The sequence below is a fragment of the Corynebacterium sp. HMSC065D07 genome (assembly GCF_001810695.1).
Lineage (GTDB): Bacteria > Actinomycetota > Actinomycetes > Mycobacteriales > Mycobacteriaceae > Corynebacterium > Corynebacterium hesseae.
Window position 1 is genome coordinate 137,883 of sequence record NZ_KV802476.1, and the last position, 15,071, is coordinate 152,953.

Consider the following 15,071-nt stretch of genomic DNA (forward strand, 5'->3'; position numbering starts at 1 on the left):
GGGACGATGTAGGGAGATGTATCACCCAGTGAGCACGAAGCGCCTTTTGGCTATCCACGCGCACCCTGACGATGAGTCCTCGAAGGGTGCTGCGACGACCGCAAAATATGCCGCGGAGGGGGCGGAAGTCCTCGTCGTGACCTGCACCGGTGGCGAGAGGGGAGATATTATCAACCCGGCCATGGATCGCCCCGGTGTCCTTGAGAACATGGGCAGCATTCGCCGTGAGGAAATGGCGAAAGCAGCCGCCGCCTTGGGCGTGCAACACCGCTGGCTTGGGCACATTGATTCGGGCCTTCCTGGTAACCCGCTCGCGCCCAATATCAAGGACTTACTACCTGAGGGCTGCTTTGCGCTTAAGGAAGATGATGACGTAGCCCAAGAGCTGGTTGAAATCATCCGTGAGTTCCGGCCCCACGTCATTATTACCTACGACGAGAACGGCGGCTATCCACACCCGGATCACCTCATGGTGTACCGCGCGTCCATGCTGGCGTGGGAAAACGCGGGTGACGCGGCATACCACCCAGAATTGGGTGAGCCGTGGGAGCCGCAGAAGCTGTACTACACGCATGGCTTCGTATACCAAAGGATGAAGATCTTCCATGATCTTCTTCTGGAGGAAGGCAAGATCAGTCCATATGAGCCGATGTTGGCGCGCTGGGATACGACGTTCGGAGACATCATGGCGCGGGTAACCACACAGGTCGAATGCGCGGATTACTTCCAGAATCGTGAGGATGCGCTCCGTGCGCACGCAACCCAAATTGATCCAGCCGGTGCCTTCCTAGCCACGCCCGTGTCCGTACAGCAGGAGCACTGGCCCACGGAGGAATTCGAGTTGGCCAAAACTCGCGTTTCTACTGCACTGCCGGAAGATGATTTATTTGCGGGAATTCCAGAAGTAGGGGAGTCTTAAAGCATGAACGCTTTCTACCTCGCAGCGCACGACGTCGCCCTGCTCGCCCAAGGAAGCCAAAGCGGGCCGGTTGGACCGGAGTTTGGTAAGGCTTCGCCTATTGGTCTGCTCATCCTCGCCCTGATGGGTGTTGCTGTCCTTTTTGCAGGCTGGAATTTTCACCGCCGCTATTCGCGCTTCCGTCGTCGAACCATGTTTGCGCAGGATCACGGCATCGATCCGTTCAATGATGAGGCGATCGATTCGGCAATGAAGGAAGCCGGCATCCTCGATAACAGCAAGAAGTCCATCTTTTAAGGTAGAGGACGATTCCCACCGTGAAGTTCCTAAGCCAGCTCCTGTACCCCCTGTACGAAGCGCGTCTGACACGTGAAATCAAGAACAAGCCGCAACCACGCCACGTGGCAATCATGGCTGATGGCAACCGCCGCTGGGCGCGCGAGGCTGGATTTACGGATATCAGCCACGGCCATCGGCAGGGCGCGCGGAAGATCAGCGAGATGATCTCTTGGTGCCAAGGCACCGACATCGAGGTTGTCACTATCTACCTGCTCTCGACGGAGAACCTGAAGCGCAGCGAGCAGGAGGTGCAGCTGCTCTTCGACATCATCTCGGATGTCGTCACGCACCTCTCCCAAGGGGACTTGGATTGCCAGATCCGGCTCGTTGGGCACCTAGATCTGCTCCCTGAACAGGTCACGGCCAAGATGCAGAGCGCGGCTGAGGCCACGGAGGATCATCAGGGCGTCATCGTTAACATCGCGGTCGGTTATGGTGGGCGCCAGGAAATTGTGGACGCCGTGCAGAGTTTCATTCGTGGCGAAGCCCGTAAGGGGTTGAGCGCTGAGGAAATTGCGGACAACGTGACGGCGGAGGCCATTACGGGCAACCTTTATACCAAGGGCTTGCCTGACCCCGATCTCGTCATTCGTACCTCCGGCGAGCAGAGGCTGTCCGGCTTTCTGCTGTGGCAGGCCGCTTACTCGGAGATCTGGTTCACGGACACCTATTGGCCCGCATTCCGCCGGGTGGATTTCCTGCGCGCCTTGCGTGACTATTCGCAGCGCTCGCGCCGCTTCGGCCGCTAGCCCTGGCGATCGGGCTAGAGCTTACGCATCCTCACCCGGTCAACCAGGTGGTGCGAGCCCTTGCACAGAACCAGGGAGGCGCGTACCCGGGTGGGCAAAATGTTCTCGATGAGGTTGGGCAGGTTGATGGACTGCCAGATTTCACGGGCCTGCACGTAGGCCTCCTCGTCCGTCATGTCCGCGAAGGACGCGAAGTGCGCCCCTGGTTCGCGGAAGGCAGTGTGGCGGAGCTTGAGGAAGCGATCAATGTACCACTTTTCGATGTCGTCGACTCGGGCGTCCACGTAAACAGAGAAGTCGAACAGGTCCGAAACCATGAGGGTCGGCCCGGTTTGTAAGACGTTGAGGCCTTCCAAAATGAGGATGTCCGGCTGGCGAACCTCCTGAAACTCACCAGGAACAATGTCATAGGACACATGCGAGTACAGCGGTGCGGTTACCAGCGGCTTGCCGGACTTAACGTCGGTAACAAAACGCATGAGCGCGCGACGGTCATAAGACTCCGGGTAGCCCTTGCGCTGCATAAGCCCGTGCTCTTTAAGGTACGCGGTGGGGTAGAGGAACCCGTCGGTGGTCACCAGATCAACCTTCGGGTGGGAATCCCAGCGCTGTAGAAGAACTTGGAGCAAGCGCGCGGTCGTTGACTTGCCCACCGCGACGGAGCCGGCAACGCCGATGACGAAAGGAACGTGCGTGGGTGGGTTTCCTAAGAATGCCTCGGTAGCGGTGGTGAGTTTTTGGCGGGCCTCAACCTGCATGTGGATGAGACGGGATAAGGGCAGATAGACCTCAGCCACTTCAGTGAGGTCGATGCGGTCACCGATGCCGCGAAGTTTTTCCACCTCGGTCGCCGTTAGCACCTGTGGCATGGATTTACGCAGGGCACGCCACGTATCGCGGTCAAAATCGAGGTACGGGCTCGCATCGGTCATTCGCGCCATGCCGACTATTGTTCCACTCGGCTGGGCGCCTGTGGCAATCGCCCCGAATGAAAAGATTCTCGGAGGCCCCCACGCGGGGGATGCGGGCGTTAGGATGTAGAACTAGCTTCGGCGATTGCAGAGCCGGTGGTGTCGTGCCGCGGGCGGGCGCCGCGGGCTTTATTGACCATCTCTACGAAGGGACATCACGCTTTCATGACCACTACGAACAATTCAGACGTGCGCTACCAGGAGATGCGCGATCTCGACCCCGAGGTCTTTGCTGCTATTAACGGTGAGATTGCTCGTCAGCGCGATACCCTCGAGATGATCGCGTCGGAAAACTTCGTCCCCCGCGCGGTTCTGCAGGCGCAGGGCTCTGTTCTGACCAACAAGTATGCCGAGGGCTACCCGGGGCGCCGCTACTACGGCGGCTGCGAGCACGTTGACATCGTAGAAGATCTGGCTCGTGATCGTGCCAAGGCGCTTTTCGGCGCTGATTTTGCCAACGTCCAGCCCCACTCCGGCGCCCAGGCTAATGCTGCTGTGCTGGCGTCGCTGATCCAGCCGGGTGACAAGATCATGGGCCTGTCCTTGGCTCATGGTGGGCACCTGACCCACGGCATGAAGCTGAACTTCTCCGGCAAGCTTTACGACGTCGCCGCGTACGAAGTTGACCCGGAGACCATGCGCCTTGACATGGATAAGGTGCGCGAGCAGGCTCTGGCTGAGAAGCCGCAGGTGATCATTGCTGGTTGGTCCGCTTACCCGCGCACCATTGATTTCGAGGCTTTCCGCTCCATCGCGGATGAGGTTGGTGCGTACCTGTGGACGGATATGGCGCACTTCGCGGGCCTCGTGGCAGCTGGGCTGCACCCCTCCCCGGTGCCGCACTCCGATGTCGTGTCTTCTACCGTGCACAAGACACTGGGCGGCCCTCGTTCCGGTCTCATCCTGGCCAAGCAGGATTTTGCCAAGAAGATCAACTCCAACGTCTTCCCGGGGCAGCAGGGCGGACCGCTCATGCACGTCATCGCGGCGAAGGCTATTGCGCTGAAGATCGCGGCCACCGAGGAGTTCAAGGAGCGTCAGGAGCGCACCCTGGAAGGCGCGCGCATTCTGGCTGAGCGTCTGACTGCCGAGGATTGCACCAAGGCGGGCGTCGACGTCCTCACTGGCGGCACCGACGTGCATCTTGTCCTAGCGGACCTGCGTAACTCCGAGCTCGATGGCCAGCAGGCGGAGGACCTCCTCCACGAGGTTGGCATCACCGTGAACCGCAATGCGGTGCCGAACGATCCGCGCCCGCCGATGGTCACCTCCGGCCTGCGCATTGGTACCCCGGCCCTGGCTACCCGCGGCCTCGACACGGCGGCCTTCACCGAGGTTGCCGACGTTATCGGTACTGCACTGGCAAACGGTAAGAACGCGGACGTCGCCAAGCTGCGCGCCCGCGTTGAGAAGGTCGCCGCGGACTTCCCGCTCTACGACGGCCTTGAGGACTGGAAGCTGGTCTAAGCTTCCTTGCGCTCTTCAGCGTGGGCTTTCCGGGCGGCTTCGAGCCACTCGGGCATCGCGCTGAGGAGCTCTTTAATTTCCGCGGTGGTGAGAGGGCGGTCCATCTCGTTCTTCTTCAGCGCGGTCACGGAGATTCCCAGCTTTTGTGCCACGACCGGGCGCGGGTGGGGGCCCTCGCGGCGTAGGGTAGCGAGCCACTCCGGCGGGTTCTCCTGTAAGTCGCGCAGCTGCGCGTGGGTTACCGCGTTGGCTTGAAACTCCTCCGGGGCGGCCGGCAGGTAGATGCCCAACTTCTTCGCTGCGGTTTGTGCACGCATGGCGGTGCCGGAAGGCTGCTGGGTTTCGTTGGCTGGGGTTTCACTATTCGGGGTATCAGTCACGCTCACAACGCTAGCAGCACCGTAGTATGAGGTGCATGCTCCGCCTTGTCTTTTCCACTGGCACAGAACCCGGCAAATGGTTTCGTCGCTACCGTGATTCTCACTCTCCAGAGTCCCTGGTAACCGTCGACGCCGATGACGCGATGGACGTTCTTCTTGCTCATGAGGCAGATCTAGCGCTGACCCGCTTGCCGGATTCGCGGGTTGATGACAGCTTCCACGTCGTCCAGCTCTATGAGGAAGCACCCGGCATCGCCGTTCCGAAAGATTCTGTCTACGCGGAGGTTGGGGAGGACGTCACGCCGGAGGATGTTGCCGAAGAAATAGTGAATTACCGGATTGCGCAGGATGGCAGCGTCGATGTGCCGGCGCTGCGCACCGCTTTGCAGGTCGTGGCAGCCAACGTGGGCGTAGCCATCGCGCCGCGGCCTTTGTTGAAGGTGCTGAGTAAGAAGCAGGTCGTGGCACTGGGCTTGGAGGACCCCACTGTGGCGCGCACAGTGATTGCACTGGTGTGGCGCCGGGCTGATGACGGCGATGAGATCCAAGACTTCGTCGGGGTTGCAAAGGGGAGGACGCGGAATTCTTCTCGCAATTCCGCCCAGAAACGCAGCGCACGCGACAAAGCAAAAGCTAAGCAAGCGCGCAGAAAGTCCCAAGGAAAGCCTCAAAGAGGCTCGGTTTCCAAACCGTTATCAAAAAGATATAGGGGTTCTCAACAGCGGAAACGGAGATAAAGCAACGTCTTTGTTGTCAAATCATAGGTTCTGTGGTGGCAGGAAGTGCTGGCCATGCCTACGGTGGGCTTCGTTCTCAACAAAAGTACTTAGAACAGTGCTCAACTAGACAGAAAGGCTTAAGAAAATGAAGAAGATGACTCGTCGTTTCGCTGCAGGTATCGCCGCTGCCACCCTGTCCCTGGGTGTCGTTGCTTGTTCCGACGCTGAGGATGCCGCTAAGGATGCTGGCGACGCTGCTCAGTCCGCTGCGTCCGACGCTACCGATGCTGCCGGTTCTGCCGCTAAGGACGCAAAGGATTCCATGAAGGACTCTGAGTCCGCCGATTCTTCCGAGGCCGAGGGCTCTGAGGGAGCCGAAGGCAGCGAAGGTGCCGATTCTTCTGAGTCGGACTCTGCCGAGTCGAAGGATGGCTCCGGCGCTGAGGGCGACAAGGAGAGCGTGTCTACCGCCAATGGTGACGTAGAGGTTCCTTCTGATTTCGCTCAGGCCATCAAGGAGAAGGCTGCTGAGTGGGGTGATCCGGAATCCATTGAAAACACCGACAAGGGAAGCGTTGCTACCTTTGCTAAGGACAAGCTGCTGGCATTCGGTGAGGGTGACGGCGCCCAGCCGATCATCGGCAAGATCGCAGAGACCTGGACCGAGGAAGGCGGCCTGGAGAGCAAGGTTGGCCTGCCGACTGGCCCGGAGCAGGCCGAGGGCAACGGCTGGGTACAGGAGTTCACCAATGGCACCATCTCCTGGATGCAGGGTGAGTCCGGTGAGTACGAGGCCACCATCAACTAAGCGCTCATAAAACGGCTCGCTGCCTTGTGAGCTAAAGCGACAAAGCTCCGCACTGATAACACGGTGTGGAGCTTCTTCGTTTTTCACGGTCAACGCGTGAAAGTGCAGGGCCGAAGAATGTAGCTGCAGTGTTGGGGGAGTGGGGGAGAGACGACAGGCTCGTAGAGCCTGATGGGGATGGTGTGACGCTGGTGATTGTCGTTTTAATACTGTTCATCTTGCACCCATGTAATTTCAACCTTTGCTCTCTAGCGTGGACGGTGTCCGGACGCTAAGAACAGTCTCCGGATCGTTCGAAAACCACCAGCTTCACCATGCCGTCCCAGGTCGATGAGTTGGGGCGGGCATAACAAGGGAGAACCCTGCCGCTATGACCAATCCTTCCGTCCTCACCGAACAGCCGCACGAGGCCGCTGTGGCAACCAAGACCTATGTCATCGATACGTCCGTCCTTCTCTCAGATCCCTGGGCGTTGCGTAAGTTTGCTGAACACGATGTGGTACTGCCCATCGTCGTTATTTCTGAGTTGGAAGGAAAACGTCATCACCCGGAGCTTGGCTGGTTTGCCCGCCAAGCTCTTCGCTTTTTGGAGGACCTTCGTGCTACCTATGAGGCGTTGGACCAGCCCCTGCCCGTAAATGCAGCGGGCGGGACTTTGCGCGTGGAACTCAACCACCAGGATCAATCCTTGTTGCCAGCGGCCTTTCGCGGGCCGGAGGGAGATCACCGGATTCTGGCCTGCGCGCTGAATCTCCAGCATGAGGGCAAGGACACCGTCCTGGTGACTAAGGACGTCCCATTGCGTGTCAAGGCTGGCGCTGTGGGCCTGCAGGCGGATGAATACCATGCGCAGGACGTCGTGCTCACCGGTTACACCGGCATGGCTACGGTGCCGACCAGCGCTGAGGTCATCGATGAGCTCTACGGGGAGGGCGAGGTGCTTATCGACGGATCCGTGACCACCGCCGGCACCCGTGTCGAGGACCTGCCGGTGCACTGTGGCATTACGCTGCAGGCAGGCGGGCAGTCCGCTCTGGGCCGGATGACGGCTGAGGGCACCGTTCGCTTGGTGCGCGGCGATGCGAATGTCTTTGGCCTGCAAGGCCGCTCTGCTGAGCAGCGCGTTGCCCTGGACCTTCTCTTGGATCCCTCCGTTGGAATCATGTCCATCGGAGGCAGGGCGGGCACTGGTAAGTCCGCGCTGGCGTTGTGTGCTGGCTTGGAGGCAGTGCTGGAGCGCGGCGAACACCGTCGCATCGTGGTGTTTCGCCCCATGTATGCGGTGGGTGGGCAATCCCTGGGATACCTGCCGGGCTCTGAAAGCGAAAAAATGAATCCATGGGCACAGGCCGTCTATGACACTCTGGAAGGTCTGGTATCCGAAAACGTCATGGACGAAGTCCAGGACCGCGGATTGCTGGAGGTTCTCCCGTTGACCCATATCCGCGGCCGCAGCCTGCATGATTCTTTCGTCATCGTCGATGAGGCCCAATCGCTTGAGCGCAATGTGCTGCTGACTGTTCTGTCGCGCTTGGGGCGGGGCTCCCGAGTTGTACTGACGCATGATGTTGCTCAGCGCGATAACTTGCGCGTTGGCCGCCACGACGGCGTGCAGGCAGTCATTGAGAAACTTAAAGGGCATGAGCTCTTTGCACACGTCACGCTGCAGCGCTCTGAGCGCTCTGCCATTGCAGAGCTGGTCACTGATCTGTTGGAGGGGGAGAACTAACGCGTTCGCGCGCGGCGATCTCTCTGCCCTCAGCTTGGCATTGACGCCGTGTGCTCAGTAATAATTGTTCCATGAGCGACAACGCGAAAGACAAGAAGAAGGATTTCCGCATCCGTCCCTTCAATGCGGCGGACTATCCGCAGATGCGAGAAATCTATGAGCAGGGCCTCAACACTGGCCACGCTACCTACGAGACCCGCTCGTTGACCTTTGAAGAGTTCAAAAACGTCAAAATCATGGCGTCAGTTTTCGTCGCTGTTGAGGCGGAGGATGATTCAAAGGTTCTCGGCTGGGTGTGCGCCGCGCAGGCGTCTACCCGCACCGTGTTCCACGGCGTCGTCGAGGATTCCATCTACCTGAGCAAGGAAGCCCAGGGAAGGGGCATCGGTGGCGCCTTGCTGGATCAGCTCATCGAGGTCTGCCGCGACCTGCATAAGTGGGCTATCCACTCGTGGATCTTCCCGGAGAACGAAGGTTCCGCCGGCCTCCACAAGTCCCGCGGCTTCGTCAAGGTAGGCACGTACTCCCACATGGCAAAGATGACCTACGGTGAGCTCGCCGGCCAGTGGCGTGATACGGACGTGTATGAGCTTCTTCTGCCGAAGCCCGAGGAGAAGAAGGCAGCAGCCAACCAGAAGAGAAAGTAATTATCCTGCTTTTCTAATGGAAGGGCATGAGTGGGGATAGAATTAAAGCTGTTCTCATTTCCCCTCGCTTAGAAGGTGAAGCATGTCCTTGCGCACTTCTGTCCTTGCCCTTACTACAGCCGTAGCCGTGTCGGCGGGTGCTTTCTCCGCACCTGTTGCCACGGCAGCAACCTATCCGTCGGCTGGTTCCGTTCCCGTGGCCGCTCTCGACGTCAATCAGCCTAACGGCGCCCTGGCCTATGTCTTTGCCGAGCCAGTGATGCAGTCCGACATCGACTTGGTTACCCGCCAAGTTCGCGAGCTGCGCGGCAAAGCCTGGGACACCAATCTGCCCTTCAACGGCGGAACCCTGCAGCAGGCCGCTAGTGCCGCTGGCTACCGCACCCGCGACGCATATGTGAATTCAATCTCCTGGGACCGCGGTCTCGAGCACGCGGTTTTGCAGCGTGCTGCTGAGGGAAACTTCTTGTTTGATCATCGCCGCGCAGTTGGCACACGTACTCCTGAAATCCTGGACAATTACAATACGTTGGACAACCTGACCACGACGGACATGGAACATGCCGTTGAATCGTGGTCTACAAGCAGAAGCGGCGGTCCCAGCGAGTGGGACTACCTTGTCCGAGAGAACGGCCAATGGTCAACAAATAATGGTCACCTGTACACGATTCTTAATCCTGAATACGTGAAGTTTGCGCAGGCTCAAATCGGAGAAGTGACAGCTGGTCTCTATTCGGCCGATGATAAGCCGTCCGAACCGGCGCGGTTGACGGCCGGTCGCCACGCATTCCCCATCGCCGTGCCGGAAAGCGCTATAAACCGTGCTGAACTGATGACCACGGGAGGCACCTCGGTCGGAAGCCAAGGAAGCCTGGGTTTGCGCATCGATGGATTCTGGGGAGCGAAGCTGGGGGTTCCGGTGGCGGCGCCCAGCAGTAGCGACCCAGAGGTCCTTGAAGTCAACGAGGACGGAACCTACACAGCAAAGTCTGAGGGCACCGCGACCGTCACCTTTAACACCTATGTTCTGCGCAATGGCCAGGCAAAGGTCTCGGATAACCAGATCACCAAGACCGTGAAGGTGACCAAGAAGTCCCTCGGCGGGGACTTGAGCTCCGGCGGCACGAACATTGGTGCCATCGTGGGCATCCTCGCCGGCGTGCTCGCGCTCATCGGCGTGGCTGCCCAGGTAGCACGCCAGTTGGGAATCTTGCGCTAAGCATCATGACAATAAGAAATCCTCGCTACGTGAATGCTCGTAGCGAGGATTCGTTCTTACTTCACCCGGTTTCTACGCCGAGGGGACATCCCAGCTCCCAGACCACCGTTGCTCGTCGTCAAGCGCCAGCTTGTCTCGAAGCAGTGGCTTCTAATCAATCGTCTCCTTGAGGTGCTCCTCGCGGACGGGGAGGATGAGGAGGAGCGCGATGATGGCCATAGGAACCATCAGCAGGATGACGGGGGTTAGGCCGTCGTTGTAAGCGTTGAGGATAACGTCCTTGATGGGGTCCGGCAGCTGAGCAACCAGAGCCGGGGTGAGGCTGGAAGAACCACCATTAGCGCTGGCAAACTTCTCCGCGAAGGGCTTGCCTGCCGCACCCATGGACTTGATGGCAGCGGGCATGTTGGCGGCCATTTCATCCTTCATGTTGTGGATGAAGAGGGAGCCGACGAGGGACGCGCCGATGGCGGAACCGATCTGACGGAAGAAGTTATTTGCGGCAGTCGCGGTTCCGACGAGGGCGATGGGGAAGGAGTTCTGGACAATGAGGACCAGAACCTGCATGACGAAGCCAAGGCCGATGCCGAAGACGAGGAACTCTGCACCGAGCTGGGTCAGAGAGGTGTCTGCAGTCAGCTTGGACATCCAGAACAGCGCACCAGCAGTGATTGCTAGGCCGATGATGGGGTAGCGCTTGTAGTGACCGGTGCGGGCGATGATGAAACCGACGGCTGTGGAGGTTCCGATCATGCCGACCATCATCGGGATCATCATGAGACCCGCCTTGGTCGGGGTCAGAGTGTGAACCATCTGCAGGTAGGTTGGCATGTAGCCCAGCACGCCGAACATCGCCAGGCCCAGCACCATGCCGGCAGCGGTCGTGAGAACCATGTTGCGGTTCTTGAACAGCTGCACCGGGATGAGCGGCTCCTTGGCCTTGGATTCGACGAAGACGGTGATGATGGCACCGATGACCACGGTGATGCCCAGGCCGATGATGATCGGGTCGGACCACTCGTATTGGGTTCCGCCCCAGGTCGTCATAAGGATCAGGGAGGCGGTGGTGATGGAAATGAAGATGGCGCCGAGGAGGTCAAACTTGCGCAGGTCGGTATCGCCGACGCGTAGGTGGAGGACCAGGGTGCATACGATGATGGCGAGCAGACCCAGCGGGATGTTCATCCACATGCCCCAGCGCCAGCCCGGGCCGTCAGTGAACCAGCCACCGAGGACCGGGCCGAGGACGGAGGAGAGTCCAAAGACGCCGCCCATGATGCCCATGAACTTGCCGCGCTCACGGGAGGTGGTGACCTCCGCGATGATGGATTGGGAGGAAATCATCATGAAACCAGCGCCGAAACCCTGCACGGCGCGGCCAATGATGAGCAGGTTCATCGAATCAGCGAAGCCGCCGAGCGTGGAACCGATGACGAAGACGCCGATGCCGCCAATGTAGAGCCACTTGCGGCCCATCATGTCACCGAGCTTGCCGGAGATAGGCATGGCGATTGTCATCATGACCAAGAAGGCGGAGATGACCCAGCTCATGTGGTCCACGCCGCCGAGCTCGCCAACGATGGTGGGCAGCGCGGTGGCGAAAATCATCTGGCCCAAAGAGCTCATCAGCATGGTGAGCACGAGGGCGGAGAATACGAGGGCAAGGTTGTTATCCGGCTTGCCGCTGCCGGCCTGGGAGGCCGGCTTAGCCGCGGTATCTACCATGTCAGTCCTTTCGAAAATTTGTTAATGAGTGTGAGCGCAGATTCGAAGCGTTCCTCAAAGGGGATGTCGCAGCTGAAATCTGGCGACGCAGTGGCTATCCAGAATGCTTCCCTGATAGCAAAGGCAATGAGTATCGCCTCAGTCTCAGCCGTGACCTCGGGCATCTGCCGCAAGGAAGCATCCTGGTCAAGGCGCTCGGTGATGAGCTCCAGGATCTCGTTCGATTTGGCCCGCTTACGGCTGAGTGCCGCCGCTGCGGCATCGCTGTCCCCAGAGATCCGACGGCGACGCTCAGTGATGACCTCGTTGACATGCTGGCCAACGAGGTGTCCTTTAATTAGGTCGACCGCCAGCCTGAAAACGCTATCCGTAGGGGCGCTAAGGAAAGCCTTCTTCTGTTCCTCGGTGAAATCGTGACTCGGCGCACCGAGCACAGCAGTGTCTTTGGAATCAAAATAATTAAAAAACGTGCGCCGAGAAATCCCCGCTGCGTCGCAGATTTCCTCGACGGTAACGTCGGCGAATCCACGCTCATCCACGAGACGGGTGGCGGCGTCTTCGATTCGCAGGCGCGTCTTGAGGCGCTTCTGCTCGCGTAATGACATTTCTTCTTGCACAGAGTGCAACAGTACACCCAGTGCAAATTTGCACCAAGTGCAATTCGGGTGATTTTTGAAAGGGAGATCTAAAAATATGACGGTGGTTACTATGACGCTGAGCGTGGGCGTTGAAAACGACGAAGGCCGCCCTCCCGAAGGAGAGCGGCGGCGTTCGCGAAAGCGAGCTTAGAAGTTGTCGCGGTCGCGGTTGGTCATGGTGAGAACGTTGAGGCGCTCATCGAGCTCCTCCTCAGTGAGGTTCTCTCCGTCGACGAAGCCGAGGTCGATGACTGCCTCGCGGACAGTGATCTTCTCGTGCAGTGCGTGCTTAGCTGCCTTGGCTGCGTTCTCGTAGCCAATCTTGGAGTTCAGCGGGGTCACGATGGAGGTGGAGGACTCCGCAAACTTCTTCATGCGCTCCTCGTTGGCCTCGATGCCGTCAACGCACTTCTCAGCGAAAACGCGGGAGACGTTGGCCAGCAGACGGGCCGACTCGAGAACGTTGCGAGCCATCATCGGGATGTAGACATTGAGCTCGAAGTGGCCGTTGGAGCCGCCGAAGGCAACGGCTGCATCGTTGCCGATAACCTGGCCAGCGACCATGGTGGCTGCCTCACACAGAACCGGGTTGACCTTGCCCGGCATGATGGAGGAGCCCGGTTGCAGGTCCTTCAAGTGGATCTCGGACAAACCGGTCAACGGGCCGGAGCCCATGAGGCGGATGTCGTTGGCAATTTTGTTGAGGGAGACAGCCACGGTGCGCATGGCGCCGGAGAACTCCACCAAGGCGTCGCGAGCGGCCTGGGCCTCAAAGTGATTCTTGGCCTCAGACAGCTCCTTGACGCCGGTGAGCTTCTTGAGCTCCTCGGTAACCTTGCCGCCGAAGTCAGCGGAAGTGTTCAGGCCGGTACCGGTTGCGGTGCCGCCGATGGCCAGCTCACCCAAGCGCGGCAGGGTTGCCTCAATGCGCTCAATGCCGAGCTCGATCTGGCGAGCGTAGCCGCCAAACTCCTGGCCCAGGGTGATCGGGGTGGCGTCCATCAGGTGGGTGCGTCCGGACTTGACCATGTCGGCGAATTCCTTGGCCTTAGCCACGAGGGATTCGTGGAGGACCTTGAGGCCCGGGATGAGGTCGTTGACGGCAGCCTCGGTCGCCGCAACATGGGTTGCGGTGGGGAAGGTGTCGTTGGAGGACTGGCCCATGTTCACGTGGTCATTCGGGTGAATCTCCACGCCATTGTTGTGGGCGATGGAAGCGATGACCTCGTTCGTGTTCATGTTGGAAGAGGTACCGGAGCCGGTCTGGAAGACATCGATCGGGAAGGCATCGTTGTGCTTGCCTTCTGCAATCTCGGTGGCTGCCGCAATGATAGCGTCGGCCTTCTCCGCATCCAGCTTGCCGGAATCCTTATTCACCTGAGCGCAGGCGGCCTTGAGAAGACCGAGTGCGCGGATCTGGGCAGCTTCAAGGCCACGGCCAGAAATGGGGAAGTTTTCCACAGCGCGCTGGGTTTGGGCACGCCACAGGGCATCGACCGGAACCTTGACTTCGCCCATAGTGTCGTGTTCGATGCGGTATTCAGTCATGAAGTCACCTTTTCTGTGAGATGAGAATTGTAGAGTTCTTTATGTGTGCCGTGGCACGGCATTGATGGCCACCGTAGCACTCTTCGCAGGAAAGTGGATTAGCTTTCCTTATCGTGGGGGTTGGTGTAGTCCACCACGGAGTATTCCTGCAGCTTAGCCAGCTTATGGATGGAGTCGACGTAGCGGATCGTGCCGGACTTGGAGCGCATGACCAGAGAACGGGTCGTGGCGCCGTTGGGGCGGTAGGATACGCCGCGGAGCATGTCGCCATTGGTAACGCCGGTTGCGGCGAAGTAGCAGTTTTCAGAAGAGACCAGATCGTTGGTGGTGAGGACGCGATCAAGGTCGTGTCCGGCCTTGCGTGCCTTCTCTGCCTCTGCTTCATCTTTAGGCCACAGCTTGCCTTGGATTTCACCACCCATACACTTCATGGCACATGCGGTGATGATGCCCTCTGGGGTGCCACCGATACCCATCATCATATCGATGGAGTTGGTGTCCTGGCAGGTGGCGATGGCGCCGGCGACGTCACCATCCATGATGAGGCGAACCTTGGCGCCTGCCTCACGGATCTGGCGGATAAGGTCATCGTGGCGCGGGCGGTCGAGTACGACGACGGTCAGGTCAGCTGGCTTGATGCCCTTGGCCTTGGCCACGGATTTGATGTTCCACTCCACAGACTCATTGAGATCGATTGAGCCAACAGCCTCCGGGCCGACAGCAATCTTCTTCATATAGAACACTGCGGAGGGGTCATACATGGTGCCGCGCTCAGCAGCAGCGATGACGGAAATAGCGTTCGGGCGGCCTTCTGCCATAAGACGGGTGCCGTCAACCGGGTCGACGGCGATGTCCATTTCTGCGCCCTGGCCGGTGCCGACTTTTTCTCCGTTGAACAGCATGGGGGCCTCATCCTTTTCGCCCTCACCGATGACGACGACGCCGTCCATCTCTACGGAGTTGATGAGCTTGCGCATAGCATCCACCGCGGCGCCGTCACCTTCATTCTTCTGTCCACGGCCAACCCAGCGACCCGAGGCGAGTGCTGCTGCCTCAGTGACACGCACCAGCTCCATGGCTAGGTTGCGATCGGGGATATAAGACGTGTTATCAGACATGTGTGATTAGTCCCTTTCTTTTCAGGTGGCTCGGCCCGGGGTGGGGGACAACCCGGAATACATATTCCATTCTTCCACTTTTCCCTCGTATCCAA

The 15,071-nt window shown here is 59.2% G+C and carries 15 protein-coding genes; 9 read left to right on the top strand and 6 right to left on the bottom strand.

Features of this window, described 5'->3' with window-relative positions; all coding sequences use genetic code 11:
- Positions 1 to 28: 28 nt before the first annotated feature.
- From mca to HMPREF2760_RS12205, 3 genes are read left to right on the top strand one after another with little or no spacing between them, the layout of a single operon-like run.
- On the top strand, positions 29 to 919 hold the full coding sequence (gene mca / locus HMPREF2760_RS12195) for a mycothiol conjugate amidase Mca (RefSeq protein ID WP_070524017.1): 891 nt from the start codon (positions 29 to 31) through the stop codon (positions 917 to 919).
- Positions 920 to 922: 3 nt separating this feature from the next.
- A complete protein-coding gene (locus HMPREF2760_RS12200; protein WP_070523946.1) occupies positions 923 to 1,216 on the top strand; it encodes a hypothetical protein in 294 nt (97 codons plus the stop codon).
- Between the two features lie 20 nt (positions 1,217 to 1,236).
- Positions 1,237 to 2,007, top strand: a complete 771-nt coding sequence (locus tag HMPREF2760_RS12205; RefSeq protein ID WP_070523948.1) for an isoprenyl transferase — start codon at positions 1,237 to 1,239, stop codon at positions 2,005 to 2,007.
- Between the two features lie 14 nt (positions 2,008 to 2,021).
- On the opposite strand, the gene coaA is transcribed toward HMPREF2760_RS12205, so the two are convergent.
- Positions 2,022 to 2,948, bottom strand: coding sequence for a type I pantothenate kinase (coaA, locus tag HMPREF2760_RS12210; RefSeq protein WP_070523949.1), 927 nt, complete (start codon positions 2,946 to 2,948; stop codon positions 2,022 to 2,024).
- Between the two features lie 195 nt (positions 2,949 to 3,143).
- On the opposite strand from coaA, the gene glyA reads away from it, so the two are divergent.
- Complete coding sequence (gene glyA / locus HMPREF2760_RS12215) at positions 3,144 to 4,445, top strand: serine hydroxymethyltransferase (protein WP_070523952.1); 1,302 nt, start codon at positions 3,144 to 3,146, stop codon at positions 4,443 to 4,445.
- Here glyA and HMPREF2760_RS12220 read toward each other — a convergent pair.
- On the bottom strand, positions 4,442 to 4,762 hold the full coding sequence (locus HMPREF2760_RS12220) for a DUF5997 family protein (protein ID WP_083299207.1): 321 nt from the start codon (positions 4,760 to 4,762) through the stop codon (positions 4,442 to 4,444). The two genes, glyA and HMPREF2760_RS12220, sit on opposite strands and share 4 nt — an antisense overlap.
- Before the next feature lie 98 nt (positions 4,763 to 4,860).
- Here HMPREF2760_RS12220 and HMPREF2760_RS12225 point away from each other — a divergent pair, with 98 nt between their 5' ends.
- The 5 genes from HMPREF2760_RS12225 to HMPREF2760_RS12245 all read left to right on the top strand — a co-directional run bounded on the left by HMPREF2760_RS12225 (position 4,861) and on the right by HMPREF2760_RS12245 (position 9,947).
- Complete coding sequence (locus HMPREF2760_RS12225; protein WP_070597570.1) at positions 4,861 to 5,562, top strand: LysR family transcriptional regulator substrate-binding protein; 702 nt, start codon at positions 4,861 to 4,863, stop codon at positions 5,560 to 5,562.
- Positions 5,563 to 5,689: 127 nt separating this feature from the next.
- The gene (locus tag HMPREF2760_RS12230; protein WP_070597572.1) at positions 5,690 to 6,352 is read left to right on the top strand and encodes an LGFP repeat-containing protein; all 663 of its coding nucleotides are present in this window, start codon (positions 5,690 to 5,692) and stop codon (positions 6,350 to 6,352) included.
- Positions 6,353 to 6,722: 370 nt separating this feature from the next.
- Positions 6,723 to 8,081, top strand: coding sequence for a PhoH family protein (locus HMPREF2760_RS12235; protein ID WP_070597574.1), 1,359 nt, complete (start codon positions 6,723 to 6,725; stop codon positions 8,079 to 8,081).
- Positions 8,082 to 8,152: 71 nt separating this feature from the next.
- A complete protein-coding gene (locus tag HMPREF2760_RS12240; RefSeq protein WP_070523963.1) occupies positions 8,153 to 8,728 on the top strand; it encodes a GNAT family N-acetyltransferase in 576 nt (191 codons plus the stop codon).
- Between the two features lie 82 nt (positions 8,729 to 8,810).
- Positions 8,811 to 9,947 carry a hypothetical protein gene (locus tag HMPREF2760_RS12245; RefSeq protein WP_070597575.1) on the top strand — a complete coding sequence of 379 codons (1,137 nt, stop codon included), beginning with the start codon at positions 8,811 to 8,813 and terminating at the stop codon, positions 9,945 to 9,947.
- Between the two features lie 150 nt (positions 9,948 to 10,097).
- On the opposite strand, the gene HMPREF2760_RS12250 is transcribed toward HMPREF2760_RS12245, so the two are convergent.
- The 4 genes from HMPREF2760_RS12250 to glpX all read right to left on the bottom strand — a co-directional run bounded on the left by HMPREF2760_RS12250 (position 10,098) and on the right by glpX (position 14,976).
- Positions 10,098 to 11,672: an MDR family MFS transporter gene (locus HMPREF2760_RS12250; protein ID WP_070597577.1), complete on the bottom strand. Its 1,575-nt coding sequence runs from the start codon at positions 11,670 to 11,672 to the stop codon at positions 10,098 to 10,100.
- Positions 11,666 to 12,277 carry a TetR/AcrR family transcriptional regulator gene (locus tag HMPREF2760_RS12255; protein WP_180952101.1) on the bottom strand — a complete coding sequence of 204 codons (612 nt, stop codon included), beginning with the start codon at positions 12,275 to 12,277 and terminating at the stop codon, positions 11,666 to 11,668. Before HMPREF2760_RS12255 ends, HMPREF2760_RS12250 begins: the two co-directional genes overlap by 7 nt.
- A gap of 180 nt (positions 12,278 to 12,457) precedes the next feature.
- The gene (locus tag HMPREF2760_RS12260) at positions 12,458 to 13,858 is read right to left on the bottom strand and encodes a class II fumarate hydratase (protein WP_070530531.1); all 1,401 of its coding nucleotides are present in this window, start codon (positions 13,856 to 13,858) and stop codon (positions 12,458 to 12,460) included.
- 98 nt (positions 13,859 to 13,956) lie between these two features.
- Positions 13,957 to 14,976, bottom strand: coding sequence for a class II fructose-bisphosphatase (gene glpX, locus HMPREF2760_RS12265; RefSeq protein ID WP_070530529.1), 1,020 nt, complete (start codon positions 14,974 to 14,976; stop codon positions 13,957 to 13,959).
- Between the last annotated feature and the right edge of the window lie 95 nt (positions 14,977 to 15,071).

What these genes read in the sequence shown, in the direction of transcription:
- HMPREF2760_RS12240 (WP_070523963.1), top strand. Translation starts at nt 8,153, where the DNA reads ATGAGCGACAACGCGAAAGACAAGAAGAAGGATTTCCGCATCCGTCCC.
- HMPREF2760_RS12225 (WP_070597570.1), top strand. Translation starts at nt 4,861, where the DNA reads ATGCTCCGCCTTGTCTTTTCCACTGGCACAGAACCCGGCAAATGGTTT.
- HMPREF2760_RS12255 (WP_180952101.1), bottom strand. Translation starts at nt 12,277, where the DNA reads ATGTCATTACGCGAGCAGAAGCGCCTCAAGACGCGCCTGCGAATCGAA.
- HMPREF2760_RS12220 (WP_083299207.1), bottom strand. Translation starts at nt 4,762, where the DNA reads ATGCGTGCACAAACCGCAGCGAAGAAGTTGGGCATCTACCTGCCGGCC.
- HMPREF2760_RS12250 (WP_070597577.1), bottom strand. Translation starts at nt 11,672, where the DNA reads ATGGTAGATACCGCGGCTAAGCCGGCCTCCCAGGCCGGCAGCGGCAAG.
- coaA (WP_070523949.1), bottom strand. Translation starts at nt 2,948, where the DNA reads ATGGCGCGAATGACCGATGCGAGCCCGTACCTCGATTTTGACCGCGAT.
- HMPREF2760_RS12235 (WP_070597574.1), top strand. Translation starts at nt 6,723, where the DNA reads ATGACCAATCCTTCCGTCCTCACCGAACAGCCGCACGAGGCCGCTGTG.
- HMPREF2760_RS12200 (WP_070523946.1), top strand. Translation starts at nt 923, where the DNA reads ATGAACGCTTTCTACCTCGCAGCGCACGACGTCGCCCTGCTCGCCCAA.
- HMPREF2760_RS12230 (WP_070597572.1), top strand. Translation starts at nt 5,690, where the DNA reads ATGAAGAAGATGACTCGTCGTTTCGCTGCAGGTATCGCCGCTGCCACC.
- HMPREF2760_RS12245 (WP_070597575.1), top strand. Translation starts at nt 8,811, where the DNA reads ATGTCCTTGCGCACTTCTGTCCTTGCCCTTACTACAGCCGTAGCCGTG.
- glpX (WP_070530529.1), bottom strand. Translation starts at nt 14,976, where the DNA reads ATGTCTGATAACACGTCTTATATCCCCGATCGCAACCTAGCCATGGAG.
- glyA (WP_070523952.1), top strand. Translation starts at nt 3,144, where the DNA reads ATGACCACTACGAACAATTCAGACGTGCGCTACCAGGAGATGCGCGAT.
- HMPREF2760_RS12260 (WP_070530531.1), bottom strand. Translation starts at nt 13,858, where the DNA reads ATGACTGAATACCGCATCGAACACGACACTATGGGCGAAGTCAAGGTT.